Origin of the sequence: Fusicatenibacter saccharivorans, assembly GCF_027667425.1 — a bacterium.
GTDB classification, from domain to species: Bacteria; Bacillota; Clostridia; order Lachnospirales; family Lachnospiraceae; genus Fusicatenibacter; species Fusicatenibacter saccharivorans.
Genome location: NZ_JAQEGR010000006.1, coordinates 60,045 through 76,039 on the forward strand (window position 1 = coordinate 60,045; position 15,995 = coordinate 76,039).

General features: G+C 50.9%; 12 protein-coding genes. 9 read left to right on the forward strand and 3 right to left on the reverse strand.

Going from position 1 to position 15,995, the window contains the following annotated elements; genetic code table 11:
* Positions 1-41: 41 nt before the first annotated feature.
* Together PGS38_RS07115 and PGS38_RS07120 are read right to left on the reverse strand one after the other, a co-directional pair.
* The gene (locus PGS38_RS07115; RefSeq protein ID WP_117761029.1) at positions 42-1,826 is read right to left on the reverse strand and encodes an ABC transporter ATP-binding protein; all 1,785 of its coding nucleotides are present in this window, start codon (positions 1,824-1,826) and stop codon (positions 42-44) included.
* 67 nt (positions 1,827-1,893) lie between these two features.
* The gene (locus PGS38_RS07120; RefSeq protein ID WP_119188541.1) at positions 1,894-3,657 is read right to left on the reverse strand and encodes an ABC transporter ATP-binding protein; all 1,764 of its coding nucleotides are present in this window, start codon (positions 3,655-3,657) and stop codon (positions 1,894-1,896) included.
* 794 nt (positions 3,658-4,451) lie between these two features.
* Between PGS38_RS07120 and PGS38_RS07125 the strand changes: the two genes are divergently transcribed.
* The 3 genes from PGS38_RS07125 to PGS38_RS07135 are packed head-to-tail and all read left to right on the forward strand — an operon-like array spanning position 4,452 to position 8,332.
* Complete coding sequence (locus PGS38_RS07125) at positions 4,452-5,291, forward strand: carbon-nitrogen hydrolase family protein (protein WP_119188540.1); 840 nt, start codon at positions 4,452-4,454, stop codon at positions 5,289-5,291.
* 23 nt (positions 5,292-5,314) lie between these two features.
* Complete coding sequence (locus tag PGS38_RS07130; protein ID WP_119188557.1) at positions 5,315-6,499, forward strand: iron-containing alcohol dehydrogenase; 1,185 nt, start codon at positions 5,315-5,317, stop codon at positions 6,497-6,499.
* Positions 6,500-6,514: 15 nt separating this feature from the next.
* The gene (locus PGS38_RS07135) at positions 6,515-8,332 is read left to right on the forward strand and encodes an N-acetylmuramoyl-L-alanine amidase (protein WP_117804118.1); all 1,818 of its coding nucleotides are present in this window, start codon (positions 6,515-6,517) and stop codon (positions 8,330-8,332) included.
* A 97-nt stretch (positions 8,333-8,429) separates the two neighbouring features.
* On the opposite strand, the gene PGS38_RS07140 is transcribed toward PGS38_RS07135, so the two are convergent.
* Positions 8,430-9,662 carry an argininosuccinate synthase gene (locus PGS38_RS07140; protein WP_055218598.1) on the reverse strand — a complete coding sequence of 411 codons (1,233 nt, stop codon included), beginning with the start codon at positions 9,660-9,662 and terminating at the stop codon, positions 8,430-8,432.
* A gap of 282 nt (positions 9,663-9,944) precedes the next feature.
* On the opposite strand from PGS38_RS07140, the gene argC reads away from it, so the two are divergent.
* From argC to PGS38_RS07170, 6 genes are all read left to right on the forward strand, one after another.
* Positions 9,945-10,985 carry an N-acetyl-gamma-glutamyl-phosphate reductase gene (argC, locus tag PGS38_RS07145; protein ID WP_022462202.1) on the forward strand — a complete coding sequence of 347 codons (1,041 nt, stop codon included), beginning with the start codon at positions 9,945-9,947 and terminating at the stop codon, positions 10,983-10,985.
* Between the two features lie 52 nt (positions 10,986-11,037).
* Positions 11,038-12,261 carry a bifunctional glutamate N-acetyltransferase/amino-acid acetyltransferase ArgJ gene (gene argJ / locus PGS38_RS07150; protein ID WP_022462203.1) on the forward strand — a complete coding sequence of 408 codons (1,224 nt, stop codon included), beginning with the start codon at positions 11,038-11,040 and terminating at the stop codon, positions 12,259-12,261.
* Positions 12,262-12,367: 106 nt separating this feature from the next.
* Positions 12,368-13,264 (forward strand): acetylglutamate kinase, encoded by an 897-nt coding sequence (gene argB / locus PGS38_RS07155; RefSeq protein ID WP_117813717.1) that lies wholly within the window; start codon positions 12,368-12,370, stop codon positions 13,262-13,264.
* Positions 13,251-14,441 (forward strand): aspartate aminotransferase family protein, encoded by a 1,191-nt coding sequence (locus PGS38_RS07160; RefSeq protein ID WP_022462205.1) that lies wholly within the window; start codon positions 13,251-13,253, stop codon positions 14,439-14,441. The genes argB and PGS38_RS07160 overlap by 14 nt, the downstream gene beginning before the upstream one ends.
* Before the next feature lie 292 nt (positions 14,442-14,733).
* Positions 14,734-15,165 carry a DMT family transporter gene (locus tag PGS38_RS07165; protein ID WP_118595125.1) on the forward strand — a complete coding sequence of 144 codons (432 nt, stop codon included), beginning with the start codon at positions 14,734-14,736 and terminating at the stop codon, positions 15,163-15,165.
* Between the two features lie 113 nt (positions 15,166-15,278).
* A complete protein-coding gene (locus tag PGS38_RS07170) occupies positions 15,279-15,983 on the forward strand; it encodes a helix-hairpin-helix domain-containing protein (protein ID WP_119188539.1) in 705 nt (234 codons plus the stop codon).
* Positions 15,984-15,995 lie beyond the last annotated feature (12 nt).

The window sequence follows — 15,995 nt, forward strand, 5'->3', positions numbered from 1 at the left end:
GCAGCTTTTTGCAGATATTTGATACGTTTTGTGAAACCGGATTACGATACCCTGCGGAACTGTGCCTGGTAGAGCTGGTAGTACGCGCCCTGTTTTGCCATCAGTTCGTCGTGGGTTCCCTGTTCGAAAATCTTTCCGTGGTCGATCACGAAAATCCGGTCCGCATTTTTAATAGTAGAAAGACGGTGCGCAATGATGAACGAGGTACGGCCCTTCAACAGGCTTTCGATTCCCTGCTGCACCTGAATTTCTGTCTGTGTGTCGATGCTGGACGTCGCCTCGTCGAGAATCAGAATCCGCGGATCAGACACCATCGTTCTGGCAAAGGCGAGAAGCTGGCGCTGGCCGTTGGAAAGACGGGCACCGCGCTCGCTGATCTCGGTGTCGTAGCCGTCCGGCAGTTCTATGATAAAGTCATGGGCATGCACGGCCTTTGCGGCGGCAATGATTTCTTCCTCCGTGGCATCGAGCTTTCCATACGCAATGTTGTCGCGAATCGTGCCGGAGAAGAGAAAGTTGTCCTGGGTCATAACGCCCATCTGGGCACGCAGGCTGTTGATGGAGACATCCGTCAGGCTGTGGCCGTCGACGCGGACCGTTCCCGAAGTAATATTGTAGAAACGGCTGATCAGATTGACAATGGTCGTCTTTCCAGCGCCGGTCGGGCCGACGAGTGCGATCGTCTCACCGGGAGCCGCTGTAAAGCTGACATCTTTTAAAACCAGCGTGTCCGGATCATCGGAGTAGGCAAAGCTGACGTGGTCGAATGTTACTTCTCCTTTGATCGGCGGCAGTTCTGTGACGCCAGGCTTGTCGGCAACCTCCGCCGGTGTGTCGAGGATCTCAAAGATTCGCTCCGCAGCGGAAAGGTTCGTGATCAGCTTGTTGTAAAAACCGGCCAGGTTCTGGATCGGATCCCAGAACATCGTCAGATACATCGCAAACGCCGTGAACGTACCGATCGGAACGGCATCCACGCCGAGCACGGAAATACCGATAAAATACAGAAGAAACGTTCCGATGCCCCAGGTCACCTCGATCACAGCGGAAAAACCATCCGCCAGGCGGACCGCATGGATGAAGGAGTTCTGATGCTCAAGAAGAAGCCGGTCAAACTCGCCCTGCGATTCCTGCTCTGCGGTAAAGCTCTTGATGATGCGGATACCGGAGAAGTCCTCGTGGATATACGCCGTAACATTGGAAGATTTTTTCCGGAACGTCTGCCATCTCTTGTGTGCGACGATCTGAATAAAATACATGCCGATAGCGATCAGCGGCAGCACGAGAATCGCACTTAAGGAGAGCCAGATGTTTTTGATCATCATGATCACCAGAATAGCGATGATCGTGAGAATGTTCGGAATCAGCTTTGTGACACCGTCGTTCAGCACATCCTTTAACGAGTTGACATCGCCGATGATGCGCGCCAGAATCTTTCCGGCCGGACGGGTATCGAAAAAGCTGAAGCTTAAGGTCTGGATATGCGTGTAGAGCTCGTCACGGATTTCCAGAAGAATGTTGTTGGTAATGCGCGCCATCAGAAGCATCCGCAGGCGGACACCGGCCGCGTAAACCAGGTTGATCACAACCATGAATACGCAGAGGGCAACAAGCCCGCGCCAGTCTTTCTGCGCAATATTGACGTCGATGGCGTACTCCAGGAGCAGCGGGTTCACAGTGGAAATCGCGATGGTAACGGCGAGAACCACGAGAACGACGGCAACCTGGCGTTTATAATTTTTTAAGTAGGAGAAGAGGCGGCGGATGGTCGCGCTCTTTAAGACCTCTTTCTGCTCTTCATCTACTTTACTGGAATTGATAGCCATAATCGTATTGTTCCTCTCTTAACGGGTAAGTAAATACAGAAGTTGTCGGGTAACAAATTAAATTGAATTAAGCATTGGCAGGAAGTGCCTGCTCGAGGGCTGCCTTTGCTTTATGGTAATCACCGTACTGAGCCTCCCAGGTGGAGTAGTACAGGCCTTTCTGTGCCATCAGACTCTCATGCGTGCCGCGCTCGGCGATGCGTCCGTGATCGAGATACAGAATTTCATCGGCACTCTGCACCGAAGAAATGCGGTGGGCAATGATGATCTTGGAAACATCTTTTTTCTCGGCGAGATGGCTCTGGATTTCGTATTCGGTCTCCATATCGAGCGCCGAGGTGGAATCATCCAGTACGAGGATCGGAGCCTGTTTTGCCAGGGCGCGTGCGATGGAAAGACGCTGCTTCTGACCGCCGGAAAGTCCCATGCCGCGTTCGCCGATGACGGTTTCGTACTGATCCGAAAGATGGTCGACGAACTCGGAAGCACATGCAGCGGAGACAGCGTTATGTACCTCCTCGGATTTCATCGTGCTGCGGCTGCCGAGGCGGACATTCTCAGAAATCGTGTCTGAGAACAGGAAGACGTCCTGCATGACGACGGAAGAAGTATCGCGCACGGTGCGCAGCGGCAGGGTGCGGATGTCGTGGCCGTCGAGACAGATGGAACCGTCGGTGACATCGTAAAAACGCTCGAGCAGATTGACGATGGTTGTTTTTCCGGAACCCGTCATACCCATGATGCCGAGTGTGTGGCCCTGCTTTAAGGTAAAGTCGATATCCTGCAGAATCGGTGTGTCATGCAGGGAGAAATCGACGTGATGGAATTCCAGGTCACCCGGAAGTTTTGAAAGCTCCACCGGATTTTCCAGTTCTGCGATCTGCGGCTCCTCTGCGAGAATTTTGTTCAGCTTCTTGTTGGAAGCAATCGCAGAAGCGAAGCAGTTGCCGAGCCAGCCGACGTTTTCGATCGGCCAGGTGATCTTGGAGGTGTACTCCATAAAGGCCGTTAAAACACCGAGCGTAATGCGTCCGTGGATGACACCGTAGCCGCCCGCGAGAAGGACGAGCACGCGCATCAGCTTCGTAAGAAACGAGATGGCGGGATCGTATTTCATCAGGACGCGCGCCTGATCCATGTTGAGATCGCAGTATTTCTGATTGTGTTTCCGGAATTTTTTGATCTCATACGGTTCCCGTGCAAAGGATTTGACGGTGCGGACACCGGCGAGATTTTCCTGTGCAACGGTATTCATGACGGCGTTTTCCTCGCTGATCGCATCGTAGACACGGTCGAGTTCTTTTTCGAGGCGGATTGCGATGCCTGCGACGAAAGGAAGGATCGCCACGGAGACGAGTGTCAGCGGCAGATCCAGTTTGACCATACTGACCATTGCCATCATGATACAGATCAGGCCTTCTAAGATCAGCATGCCGGCAAAGCCGAGGATATCCCAGATCCGGTCGACGTCATCGCGCACGCGGGCGAGGAGTTCGCCGGTATTGTTTTTGTCAAAGTATTCCACCGAAAGCCGCTGGACGTGGCGGAACAGGTTGTCCCTCATCTGGCTGGCGACGCGGACGCTGCTGACATCGAATAAAAATTCTTTAATGTACTGAAACAGGGCTTTTGCGGCACCGATCAGAAGAAAGGCGGCAAGGTATTTCCAGAGCAGTTCCATTTTGTGACCGACCAGCACGTCATCCACGATGTGCAGCGTGACAAGCGGCGCGAGCATATCGAGAAAGACACTTAAGGCCATGGAACCAAAAGCGAAAACGTAGTAGTACCAGTTCTGGAGCAGGTACTTACCGATTGGATTTTTCTTCATGAATGTTAAAACCTCCTCATTGATGTCGTTTGGGTGTCTGGCAGAACATAGGCTTTCAAAAGCTCCGTAAGTGTGGGAACGGAACAACGGGAAACGAAAGCGAAGGCTGCGTTTGTATATAAAAGAAGGGAATCGATGCGGTAAGAAGACCGCGGAATCTGCCTGCCGGAAACGGAGCGAAGCCGGAAAGAACGGTTTCGTACTGTTTATAGCAATAAAAAAAGCCGCAGTATCGACGTACCGCGCCTTCTGTGCGAAATAGCAGGCATAAAGAATGCATAGAGATTTGTTATGCAGAGTTAATGCTTACAAAGAATTTCGAAAGAAGGGCAGCCACCTGGTTTGATCGCCATACGAAGTTTATTCTGTTTTACGCTGGATGCATAAATAAGATTGATCATAAGTGGTGTTCTCCTTTCATGATTTTTTCTGCCGCATCTGATCGAACACGACAGCTTATGATTCTAAGCTACTCCTGTTTTCCGGATTTGTCAATTGTTATTTTCAAAAATTAAAAAATAAAAGCTGCAAAAGGTATGAAAATTGCGAATTTGGGTAGCTGTTTTGGGGAATATGAGATATAATATTACTGTTCAATCAGCAGTGAAACACTTGCTGTTTCGCTGCGTAAGAAAGTGATTCAGGTGTGAGCAGCCCTCCTTTTGCGCAGCAAAACTTTCAATGAGGGCTGCGAATGTTACAGTTCGCAGGTATCTGTGAACTGTAACGATATAATAAACGAGAGTATAAGCGGAAAAATCACAAGATAACATGTGAAACGAGGGGACAAAAAGATGGAAAAAATAATTGCAGGCCTGGTGCAGATGGATTCCGGGCCGGATATGAATGAAAATATGCGTATGGCCGAGCAGTATGTGCGGGAGGCGGCGGAACAGGGAGCGAAGCTGATTCTTTTCCCGGAGACCGCAGAATACACGGGAGCAGACATGCCGGGCCACGCAAGTGCAGTGCCGGGCTACGTCAGCCGCCGGTTTTCCAGCCTTGCCAAACGGTACGATGTCTATCTGCACTGCGGCAGCATGACGGTACGGCGCCATCCGGGGCGTCCGTCCAACACGTCGTTTCTGTTCGGACCAGATGGAGAAACGATTGCAGAATACAGCAAAATACATATGTTTGACGTAAATATTCCGGGCAGTGTCTCCTACGAAGAATCACGCGAGATCTGCCCGGGAAATGAAATTGTTCTTGCGGACACGGCGCTTGGCCTGTTCGGCATGAGCATCTGCTACGATATCCGCTTTCCGGAACAGTACCGGCTGATGGCATTCTCCGGAGCAGATGCATTTCTGATAGCGGCGGATTTTACGAAAGCAACGGGAGAGCGCCACTGGGAAGCACTGCTGCGCACGCGCGCCATTGAAAACGGATGCTACGTGCTCGCCGCCAACCAGTGCGGCCAGAAAGCGCGGTTTGAGGCGTACGGCCATTCCATGATCATTGCGCCGGACGGCGAAATTCTTGCGGAGGCAGATGATACCCCGCAGGTACTCATCGCAGAGCTGGATCCGGAAGTGCTGGAGCGGACAAGAAATGAAATCCCGTCTCTGGAAAACAGGAGAGACGATCTTTACCGTGTAAGCTCGGGAAACGTACGGATTTATGAAGAATAAAAATGCAGGGAGGAAATAAGAAGATGGATCAGTTTATACAGTATACCCCGACGGAAGTCGTGTTCGGAAAAGAGACCGAAAACCAGGCAGGCGCTGAGGTAAAGAAATGGGGCGGCACAAAGGTGCTCGTCGTTTACGGAGGCGGAAGTGCAAAACGGAGCGGTCTTCTGGACCGAGTGGGAGCATCTCTTGCAAAAGAGGGCCTTGCCTTTGAAGAGCTTGGCGGCGTAAAACCAAACCCGAGACTTGCCCTTGCCGAGGAGGGTGTGAAAAAAGCAGTGGAAATGCAGGCAGACTTTATTCTTGCCGTCGGCGGCGGAAGCTCGATTGACACCGCAAAAGCCGTTGCACACGGAGCTGCAAATCCGGAGGAGGCACTCTGGGATATCTGGACGAAAAAAGTACCGCTGACAAAATCTCTCCCGGTAGGAGCGGTTCTGACGATTCCGGCAGCCGGAAGCGAGATGAGTGATTCCGCCGTTCTGACAAACGAGGCAATCGGCAAAAAGGCAGGCATCAACACGCCGTTCAACCGCTGCAAATTTGCCATCATGAATCCGGAGCTGGCAGCAACCCTGCCGAAATACCAGATTGCCTGCGGCGTAACCGACATCATGATGCACACGATGGAGCGCTATTTCATTCCGGAGAGCCAGTGCGAGATGACGGACGAGATCGCAGAGGGACTCCTCCGTACCGTAATCAAAAACGGACCGAAGGTTCTGGAAAACCCATCCGATTACAATGCGATGGCGGAAATCATGTGGTGCGGAAGTCTGTCACACAATGGACTGACGGAGTGCGGACGCGGCAAAGATTTTTCGGTACATAAATTCGGCCATGCGTTAAGTGCAAAATACGATGTAGCACACGGCGCATCCCTGGCGGCAGTCTGGGGTGCCTGGGCGAAATACCAGTACGATGATGAGACGGTTCTCTGGCGGTTTGCACGGTTTGCAGAAAAAGTCTGGGGCATCACAGAGGGAAGCGATCACAAACGGGCAACGGAAGGCATTGAGCGCACAGTAGCGTTCTTCCATTCGCTCGGCATGCCGACCTCCCTGCATGAGCTTGATATCCCGAACCCGTCGGATGAGGATCTGCGTGCCCTTTCCATGGATGCAACACAGCAGGACACTGTAAAACTGTCCCGCATCCGCAAGCTGGGCGCACAGGAAGTATATGAGATTTACCAGATGGCGCGATAAAAGGAGGAAAACCAGATGGCAAAAAAGAAAATCGCAGCACTGCTGATCGCAGCGGTCGTTGCGGCAGGAGGCTGGGCGCTTCCGGCAAGGGTAAGCGCAGCAGAAAATGACGGCACGGCCGTAACCTGGCAGCAGGATGAGACGGAAAGTTCCGAGCAGAATTCGGATGAGGAAGCGGCAGTGCAGGAGCAGAGCGGTACTTCGGAAAACGAGACGCCGGCTGTTACGATTCCAGGTGAGGACAACGAACAGGAGCCGGAAGAGAAACTTCCTGCCGGCTGGGTGAAACAGGAGGACGGAAGCTGGAAATACAGAAAAGAGGACGGCACGATGGCCGCCAGCGAGTGGATCACCCATCTGAACCGGAGATATTATCTGAATGCAGACGAAATCATGTGCACGGGTCTTTCGATGGTCAACGGAAAGCTCTATTATTTTGAGAGCTGGGGCGGAGCCGGATACAAAGGCTGGAAAAAAGTCGGCGGGGCATGGTACTATCTGAACGAGGACGGAAGCGTCAAAACGAATGAATGGTTCGTTCACGACAAGAGAACATACCATGTAGATGAAAACGGTGTGATGAGCACCGGACTGCAGAAGATTGACGGAACGCTCTACTACTTCGAGAGCTGGGGCGGAGCCGGATTCCAGGGCTGGAAAAAAGTCGGCGGAACATGGTACTATCTGAATGAGGACGGAAGTCTCAGAACGAATCAGTGGTTTGTGCATGATAAAAGAACGTACCATGTAGACGCAGACGGTGTGATGAGTACCGGCTGGCAGACGATTGACGGCGTTGATTATTACTTTGAAAGCTGGGGCGGCATGCGCGTGAACGCCTGGGCGGCCAAGGGCAGTGACTGGTATTACATGGACAGCAACGGAACCCCAAAAGGGGAAGGCTGGCTGCTGTATGACAAGAACTGGTATTATCTGAGGCAGGACGGCAAAATGATGCACAGTGAATGGCTGTGGTATGATAATAACTGGTATTACCTGCAGAGCTGGGGCGGCATGTATAAGAGCCAGTGGGTAACGATCAAAGGCGCAACGTATTACTTCCGGAGCTGGGGCGGTATTTACAAGAACGGCTGGCAGGAAGTGGACGGAAAAACGTATTACTTCCGAAGCTGGGGCGGCATCTATAAGGATACCTACATCGACGGCTATTACGTTGATAAAAACGGTGTCCGCCGGAACAGCAAAAATATCTGCGTGGCAATCGACGCAGGACACCAGAGAAGAGGAAACAGCGAGAAAGAGCCGATCGGACCGGGATCATCGACCTATAAGGCGAAGGTTGCTTCCGGAACATGCGGTGTGGCAACCGGCATCAATGAGTATGAGCTGAACCTTGCGGTATCCTTAAAGGTACGCGATATCCTTGAGGAGCGCGGCTACGATGTTTACATGATCCGCGAGACGCACGACGTCAATATCAGCAACTCCGAGCGTGCAAAACTTGCCGCGCAGAACGGAGCAGACATTCTCGTGCGTGTACACGCGAACGGCGATTCGAACCAGTCGGTTTACGGAGCACTCACGATGGCACCGAGCAGCAGAAATACGTATCTTTCCGGTGATGTGGTCAGCAAGAGCCAGAAGCTCTCCCAGAAGATGATCGCAGCATTCTGCAAAGACACCGGTGCGAAGAACCGCGATGTGATTTACACCGATTCCATGAGCGGCATCAACTGGAGTACCATTCCGGTCACGATCATTGAGCTTGGCTTCATGAGCAATCCTTCCGAGGACCGTTTGATGGCAACCGAGGATTACCGAAACAAGATGGCACAGGGAATTGCGGACGGAATCGACGCATATTACGAATAAACAAAGGGACCTGCCTGAAATGGGCGGGTCCTTTTTGCATGCAAAAAAAGAAAGCGGAGCGAGTCCGCTTTCTTTTGGGAATCCATAGGATCAGATCTTATTTGTTGTTGTTTTTCTCCAGCTCCTGCATTTTCATCGCACGAACCTTCAGCGGCAGACCGAACAGTGTGATGAATCCGTCTGCATCGTGGTGATCGTAGAGATCGCCGGTGGTGAAGGAAGCAAGAGACTCATTGTACAGGCTGTACGGAGAAGACTCGCCGGCTTTGATGATGTTGCCTTTGAACAGTTTGAATTTTACTTCGCCTGTTACATATTTCTGGGTTACATCAACGAATGCCTGGATTGCCTCGCGCAGAGGAGTGTACCATTTTCCTTCGTAAACAACCTCAGCAAGCAGGTTTCCGAGATCTTTCTTTGTTTTCAGGGTCTCACGGTCGAGAATCAGCTCCTCTAACTGCTCATGTGCAGCCATCAGGATGGTTCCGCCAGGAGTCTCATAAACACCGCGGGATTTCATGCCGACAACACGGTTCTCAACGATATCAACAATACCGATGCCGTGTTTTCCGCCCAGCTTGTTCAGCTCGGTGATGATTTCAGAAACTTTCATTTCTTTTCCGTTTAAGGTCTTCGGAACGCCGGCCTCAAAGGTCATGGTTACGTACTCGCCTTCGTCCGGAGCTTTTTCCGGAGGAGTGGTCAGTACGAGAAGATCGTCGTAGTTCGGCTCGTTGGACGGATCCTCAAGCTCAAGTCCCTCATGGCTGATGTGCCACAGGTTACGGTCACGGCTGTAGCTGTGGTTTGCATCAAACGGAAGGTCGATGCCGTGTGCTTTACAGTAAGCCAGCTCGTCTTCACGGGACTGCATGGTCCATACATCGGTCATTCTCCAAGGAGCGATTACTTTGATATCCGGAGCAAGGGCTTTGATGCCGAGCTCGAAACGGATCTGGTCATTTCCTTTACCGGTAGCGCCGTGGCAGATGGCAACAGCACCTTCTTTTCTTGCGATCTCAACGAGTTTCTTTGCGATAACCGGACGTGCCATGGAAGTACCGAGCAGGTATTTGTTCTCATAAACAGCGCCTGCTTTTACGCACGGCATGATGAAGTCTTCACTGAACTCGTCGATAACGTTTTCGATATATAATTTGGAAGCGCCGGAAAGTTTTGCTCTCTCATCGAGACCAACCAGCTCGTTTCCCTGGCCGCAGTCGATGCAGCAGCAGATTACTTCGTAGTCAAAGGTCTCTTTCAGCCACGGAATAATGGCAGTAGTATCAAGTCCGCCGGAATAGGCAAGTACAACTTTTTCTTTCATAATGTAAGATCCTCCTTGGATTTCTCGTGCACCTATATGCGCGGTGCATCGTCAATGACTAAAATATACATCATACGACAGGATTATGCAAGCTTTTTTTCAGAAATTCAAAAAAAACTTGCATAATATACATTTGAGGTGTATACTTATGCAATCGACGGTATATGACAGCAGAAAACAAAGATTTTTCATTGAAAAAAGAAAATAATTGAGCTATCATAAAGAGAAAAGAAAAAATGTCCGGCAAGACAAGAAAACGGGCGAAAGAAAAAAGGAGAAAAAGGTATGATCAGAGCAGGAATTATCGGTTCTACAGGATATGCAGGAGGCGAGCTGGTGCGTATTCTCCTGGGACACAAAGATGTGGAGATTAAATGGTATGGTTCCAGAAGCTATATCGATAAGAAATATGCGTCGGTTTACCAGAATATGTTTCAGTTAGTAGACGATGTCTGCAAGGACGACAACATGGAGCAGCTTGCAAAGGAAGTAGACGTCATTTTTACAGCAACTCCGCAGGGACTCTGTGCTTCCCTGGTAAATGATGAAATTCTTTCGAAAGTAAAGGTCATCGACCTGAGCGCCGATTTCCGTATTAAAGATGTAAAAACGTATGAAGAGTGGTACAAGATCGAGCATAAATCCCCGCAGTATATCGACGAGGCGGTTTACGGACTGTGCGAGATCAACCGTGAGAAAGTAAAACAGGCGCGCATCGTGGCAAACCCGGGATGCTATCCGACCTGCTCAACTCTTTCGATTTATCCTTTATTAAAGGAAGATCTCATTGATGGCAACACCATCATCATCGATGCAAAATCCGGAACTTCCGGAGCAGGAAGAGGAGCGAAAGTGGACAACCTCTACTGTGAGGTCAATGAAAACATCAAGGCATACGGCGTTGCCGGCCACCGCCACACACCGGAGATCGAGGAGCAGCTTTCCTATGCAGCTGGCTACCCGATCACCCTGAACTTCACCCCGCATCTTGTTCCGATGAACCGCGGCATTCTCGTAACGGCATATGCATCCCTGAAAAAAGATGTGACTTACGAAGAGGTTAAAGCCGTTTATGATAAGTATTATGCCAACGAGCAGTTTGTACGTGTTCTCGATAAGGATGTCTGCCCGCAGACGAAATGGGTCGAGGGAAGCAACTATGTGGATGTCAACTTCAAGATCGATCCGAGAACGAAACGAATCATCATGATGGGTGCGATGGACAACCTGGTCAAAGGCGCAGCAGGACAGGCGGTACAGAATATGAACCTGATGTTCGGCCTGCCGGAAAACGAAGGCCTGTGCATGCCGCCGATGTTCCCGTAAAAAAGACAGAAGCAGACAACAGACGGAATTTACGAAAAGTGAGGATAAAAGAATGAAAAAGATTGAAGGAGGCATCACTGCTGCAAAAGGTTTTCAGGCAGCAGGCGGCGCAGCAGGAATTAAAAAACAGGGCGTAAAGGATATGGCACTTGTCTACAGCGAGGTACCGTGCGTAGCAGCAGGAACCTTTACTACAAACATCGTAAAAGCAGCTCCGGTCAAATGGGACCAGGAGATTGTATACAACCATCCAACCGCACAGGCAATCGTCTGCAACAGCGGAATCGCCAATGCATGCACCGGCGAGGAGGGCTATGGCTACTGCAGAAAAACCGCAGAGGCAGCATCGGCTGCACTTTCCATTCCAGAGGACTCCGTTCTCGTTGCATCGACCGGTGTTATCGGAAAACAGATCCCGATCGATAAGATCGCAGCCGGCGTGGAAATGCTGAAACCGCAGCTTGCAGCTACAAGAGAAGCCGCAGCTACAGCAGCACAGGCGATCATGACAACCGACACCGAGCCGAAGGAAGTTGCTGTTCAGATCGAAATCGGCGGAAAAACCGTAACGATCGGCAGCATGTGCAAGGGCTCCGGTATGATCCATCCGAATATGTGCACCATGCTGAGCTTTGTGGCAACCGATGCCAATATTTCAAAAGAGATGCTGCAGAAAGCACTGAGCGAAGTTGTACCGGATACCTACAACATGGTTTCCGTAGACGGTGATACTTCCACAAACGATACCGTTCTCCTTCTGGCAAACGGTCTTGCCGGAAACCCGGAAATTACGGAAGAAAACGAGGATTACAAGATTTTCAAAGAAGCACTCTTTGAAGTCAATAAAACACAGGCGATGCACATCGCAGGCGACGGCGAGGGCGCAACCGCACTGTTCGAAGTGACGATTCAGGGAGCCGAGAGCAAAGAGCAGGCCGTGACACTGGCAAAATCCGTCATCACATCGAGTCTGACGAAAGCGGCAATCTTCGGCCATGATGCCAACTGGGGAAGAATCCTCTGCGCGATGGGTTACTCCGGAGCAAAATTCGATCCGGAAAATGTAGATCTCTACTTTGAGAGCGCAGCCGGAAAACTGCAGATTATCACGAAAGGTGTTGCCGTTGACTACAGCGAGGAGGAGGCAACGAAGATCCTCTCCGAGCCGAAAGTAACTGCGACCGCCGACATCCACATGGGAGAGGCGACAGCAACGGCATGGGGCTGCGACCTGACCTATGACTATGTAAAAATTAATGCGGATTACCGTTCTTAAAAACATTCGGATGAAATTCTGAGGGAATACAACGAAAACGTGCCGGGAAATCGTATTTTCGGTACAGCAGAACCAGGAATCAAAAGAGGAGAGCGAGGAAAAAATCATGGTAAATCAGATGTATCTGGACAAAGCAAATGTGCTGATCGAGGCACTTCCTTATATTCAGCGGTTCAACCGCAAAATCATTGTCATCAAATACGGCGGAAGCGCGATGGTGGATGAAGAGCTGAAGAGAAACGTTATTCAGGACGTTGTTCTTCTGAAGCTGGTTGGATTCAAACCAATCATCGTACACGGCGGCGGAAAGGAAATCAGCCGCTGGGTCGGAAAGGTCGGCATGGAACCGAAGTTTGTCAACGGCCTTCGTGTAACGGATGCCGATACGATGGAAGTGGCAGAGATGGTGCTGAATAAGGTCAACAAAGAGCTTGTCACCATGATTCAGTCGCTCGGTGTCAACGCAGTCGGCATCAGCGGAAAAGACGGCGGTCTCTTAAACGTAGAGAAAAAGCTGTCCAAGGGAGAGGACATCGGCTTCGTTGGAAATATCAAAAATGTAAACCCGAAAGTGCTGTACGATCTTCTGGATAACGATTTCCTGCCGGTAGTCTGCCCGGTCGGCATGGACGATGATTTCAACACCTATAACATCAATGCAGACGACGCAGCCTGCGCGATCGCAGAGGCGTTAAATGCGGAAAAACTGGCATTCCTGACCGATATCGAGGGTGTATACAAAGATCCGAAGGACCCGGAGAGCCTGATTTCCGAGCTCCACGTACAGGAAGCAAGAGATCTCATCACAAACGGAAATGTCGGCGGCGGTATGATTCCAAAGCTCCAGGGCTGTATCGACGCGATTGAGAACGGTGTTTCAAGAGTCCACATCATGGACGGAAGAATCCAGCACTGCCTGCTGCTTGAGATCTTTACGAACAAAGGAATTGGTACGGCGATTTTAGGGGAAAACAAGGAGAAATTCAATCATGAAGACGAATGAGTATATGGAACAGACCGAGCAGTACGTGCTCCACACCTATAACCGGTTCCCGCTCGTGATCGACCACGGCGAGGGCGTTCATCTGTATGACACCGACGGAAAAGCATATCTGGACTTTGCAGCAGGTATCGCGGTATATGCGCTCGGCTACAGCAATGACGATTATAAAAAAGCAGTGAAAGACCAGGTGGACAAAGTCATCCATGTTTCCAACCTGTTCTACAATGTGCCGATGGGCTCCGCGGCAGAAAAGCTGGCGAAGGCATCCGGCATGGATAAAGTATTCTTTACGAACAGCGGTACGGAGTCGATCGAGGGAGCCATCAAAGTAGCGAGAAAATACGCTTACTTAAAAGATGGCAGCAACGATCACGAGATCATCGCGATGAACCATTCCTTCCATGGAAGAAGCCTTGGAGCGCTTTCTGTAACAGGAAATACGCATTATCAGGATCCGTTCAAACCGCTGATCGGCGGCATTAAATTTGCGGATTTTAATGATCTGGAGAGCGTAAAGGCACAGATTACCGACAAGACATGTGCGATCATCATGGAGACTGTACAGGGCGAGGGCGGTATCTATCCGGCAACGAAAGAATTTTTACAGGGCGTGCGCGATCTGTGTGACGAGCACGACATCCTGCTGATTCTCGACGAGATCCAGTGCGGTATGGGAAGAACGGGAAAACTGTTCGCATGGCAGGATTACGGCGTACAGCCGGATGTCATGACGTGTGCAAAAGCACTTGGCTGCGGCGTTCCGGTCGGCGCCTTCGTGCTGAATAAAAAGACGGCAGAGCATTCGCTCGTTCCGGGAGACCACGGAACGACATACGGCGGAAACCCGCTGGCCTGCGCGGCTGTCAATGCTGTATTTGAATGCTATGAGAAACAGCATGTCGTAGAGCATGTAGCAGAGACGGCTCCGTATCTGGAGAAAAAGCTGGACGAGCTGGTGGAAAAATATGACTGCCTCGCAGCACGCCGTGGAAAAGGCTTTATGCAGGGCCTTGTCGTAACGGGACGTCCGGTCGGAGAAGTCATCAACCGCGCGATTGAGAACGGACTTCTTGTGATTTCCGCCGGAAGCGACGTTCTTCGTATGGTACCGCCGCTTGTGATTACGAAAGATGACATCGATGAGATGATTGAAAAACTGGAGAAAGCATTACAGTAATGTGAAATAGACAGCCGTCTGGTTTCCTAGGCAGGAGACCGGTCGGCTGTTTTCCTGCTGTCCCTGAGTTCTGTATAAAAACGGGGAAAAAAGGAATAGTATAAAATGTACTCTCGGGGCCTTTCTGCACTTGCTTTTACGGCCGATTTTCCGCCAGCTGCACCCAAATTTCATCAACGTACGCACCGCGTACGCCTCAGAAATTTGGGTGCAGCTGACAAAAAATCTTCTCGTAAAATCAAGCGCAGAAAGACTCCGAGAGTACATAAAAAAACAGCAGGAGGAAAAATCAATGGCGGGAATTTTAACAGCGCTGCTTTCCGGCGCACTGATGAGTATTCAGGGCGTTTTCAACACAGAGGTGACGAAACAGACGAGTACATGGCTGGCGGCCGGCTGGGTGCAGATCAGTGCGTTTGCCGTCTGTCTTGCGGCATGGTGCATCACCGGGAGGGAGCCCATCGGGGATCTGTTCCGCGTAAAGCCGTGGTATCTGCTGCTCGGCGGGGCAATTGGCGCGTTTATCACGATCACGGTTATCTGGAGTATGGCAGGGCTCGGCCCGGCGAAGGCGGCGATGCTGATCGTCATTTCCCAGCTCGCAGCGGCGTGGCTGATTGAACTGTTCGGCCTTTTCGGTATGGAAAAAACGGATTTCACCGTGCGAAAACTGATCGGCATGGCGATCGCCGTTGTGGGAATTGTAGTGTTTCAGTGGGAATAACGATTAAGATTTCTACTTGTATTTTTATGGTTTCTTCGATACAATAGAAACGTAGTTATGCGTACACAAGGGACCCTTGCGCGTCAGATGCGAAGCGGAAGGGAGTACACAGCATGAAATTGAAAAAACAGCAGGACAGAGGCAGAAAACATGCAAAAATACTGGCGGCGATGCTGGTTTTTTTGCTCTGCGGATGCAACCACAGGGATACAGAATACAAACTGTCAGATAGCACAGGCGGGAGCACGGCGGAAACCGTTTTCGGGAATCAGAAGGAAGTGGATGAGGAGCAGACGGTTTCCGGAAAAAGCGCCGGAGAAACCACAGGCATTCCGGAAAAACGTGAGGCACAGGAGGCAGCACCGGAAGAAACAGTGCAGGTTTATATCTGCGGTGCGGTCGCTTCCCCCGGTGTCTACACGCTGCCGGGCGGAAGCCGCGTAGTGCAGGCTGTGGAAGCGGCAGGCGGATTTCTGCCGGATGCTGAAGAAAAAATCCTCAATCTTGCACGGAAAATCGAAGACGGAGAGCAGATCACCGTCTGGACGCGCGAGGAGGCAGAAAACATGGAAATCACGGAAACGCCGCAGCAGAATACGGGCGGCACGGAGCAGGCTTCCGGTTCCGGCAAAGTCAACCTGAACACGGCCGGAAAAGAAGAACTGATGACACTCTCCGGCATCGGAGAGAGCCGTGCGGATGCCATCATCGCCTACCGCGAAGCAAACGGCCCGTTTGGTTCGATTGAGGAGATTATGAACATTGAGGGCATCAAGGAAAAGATGTTTGAAAAGATAAGGGGTTCTATCGAGGTTTAGAACAAGAAGGAG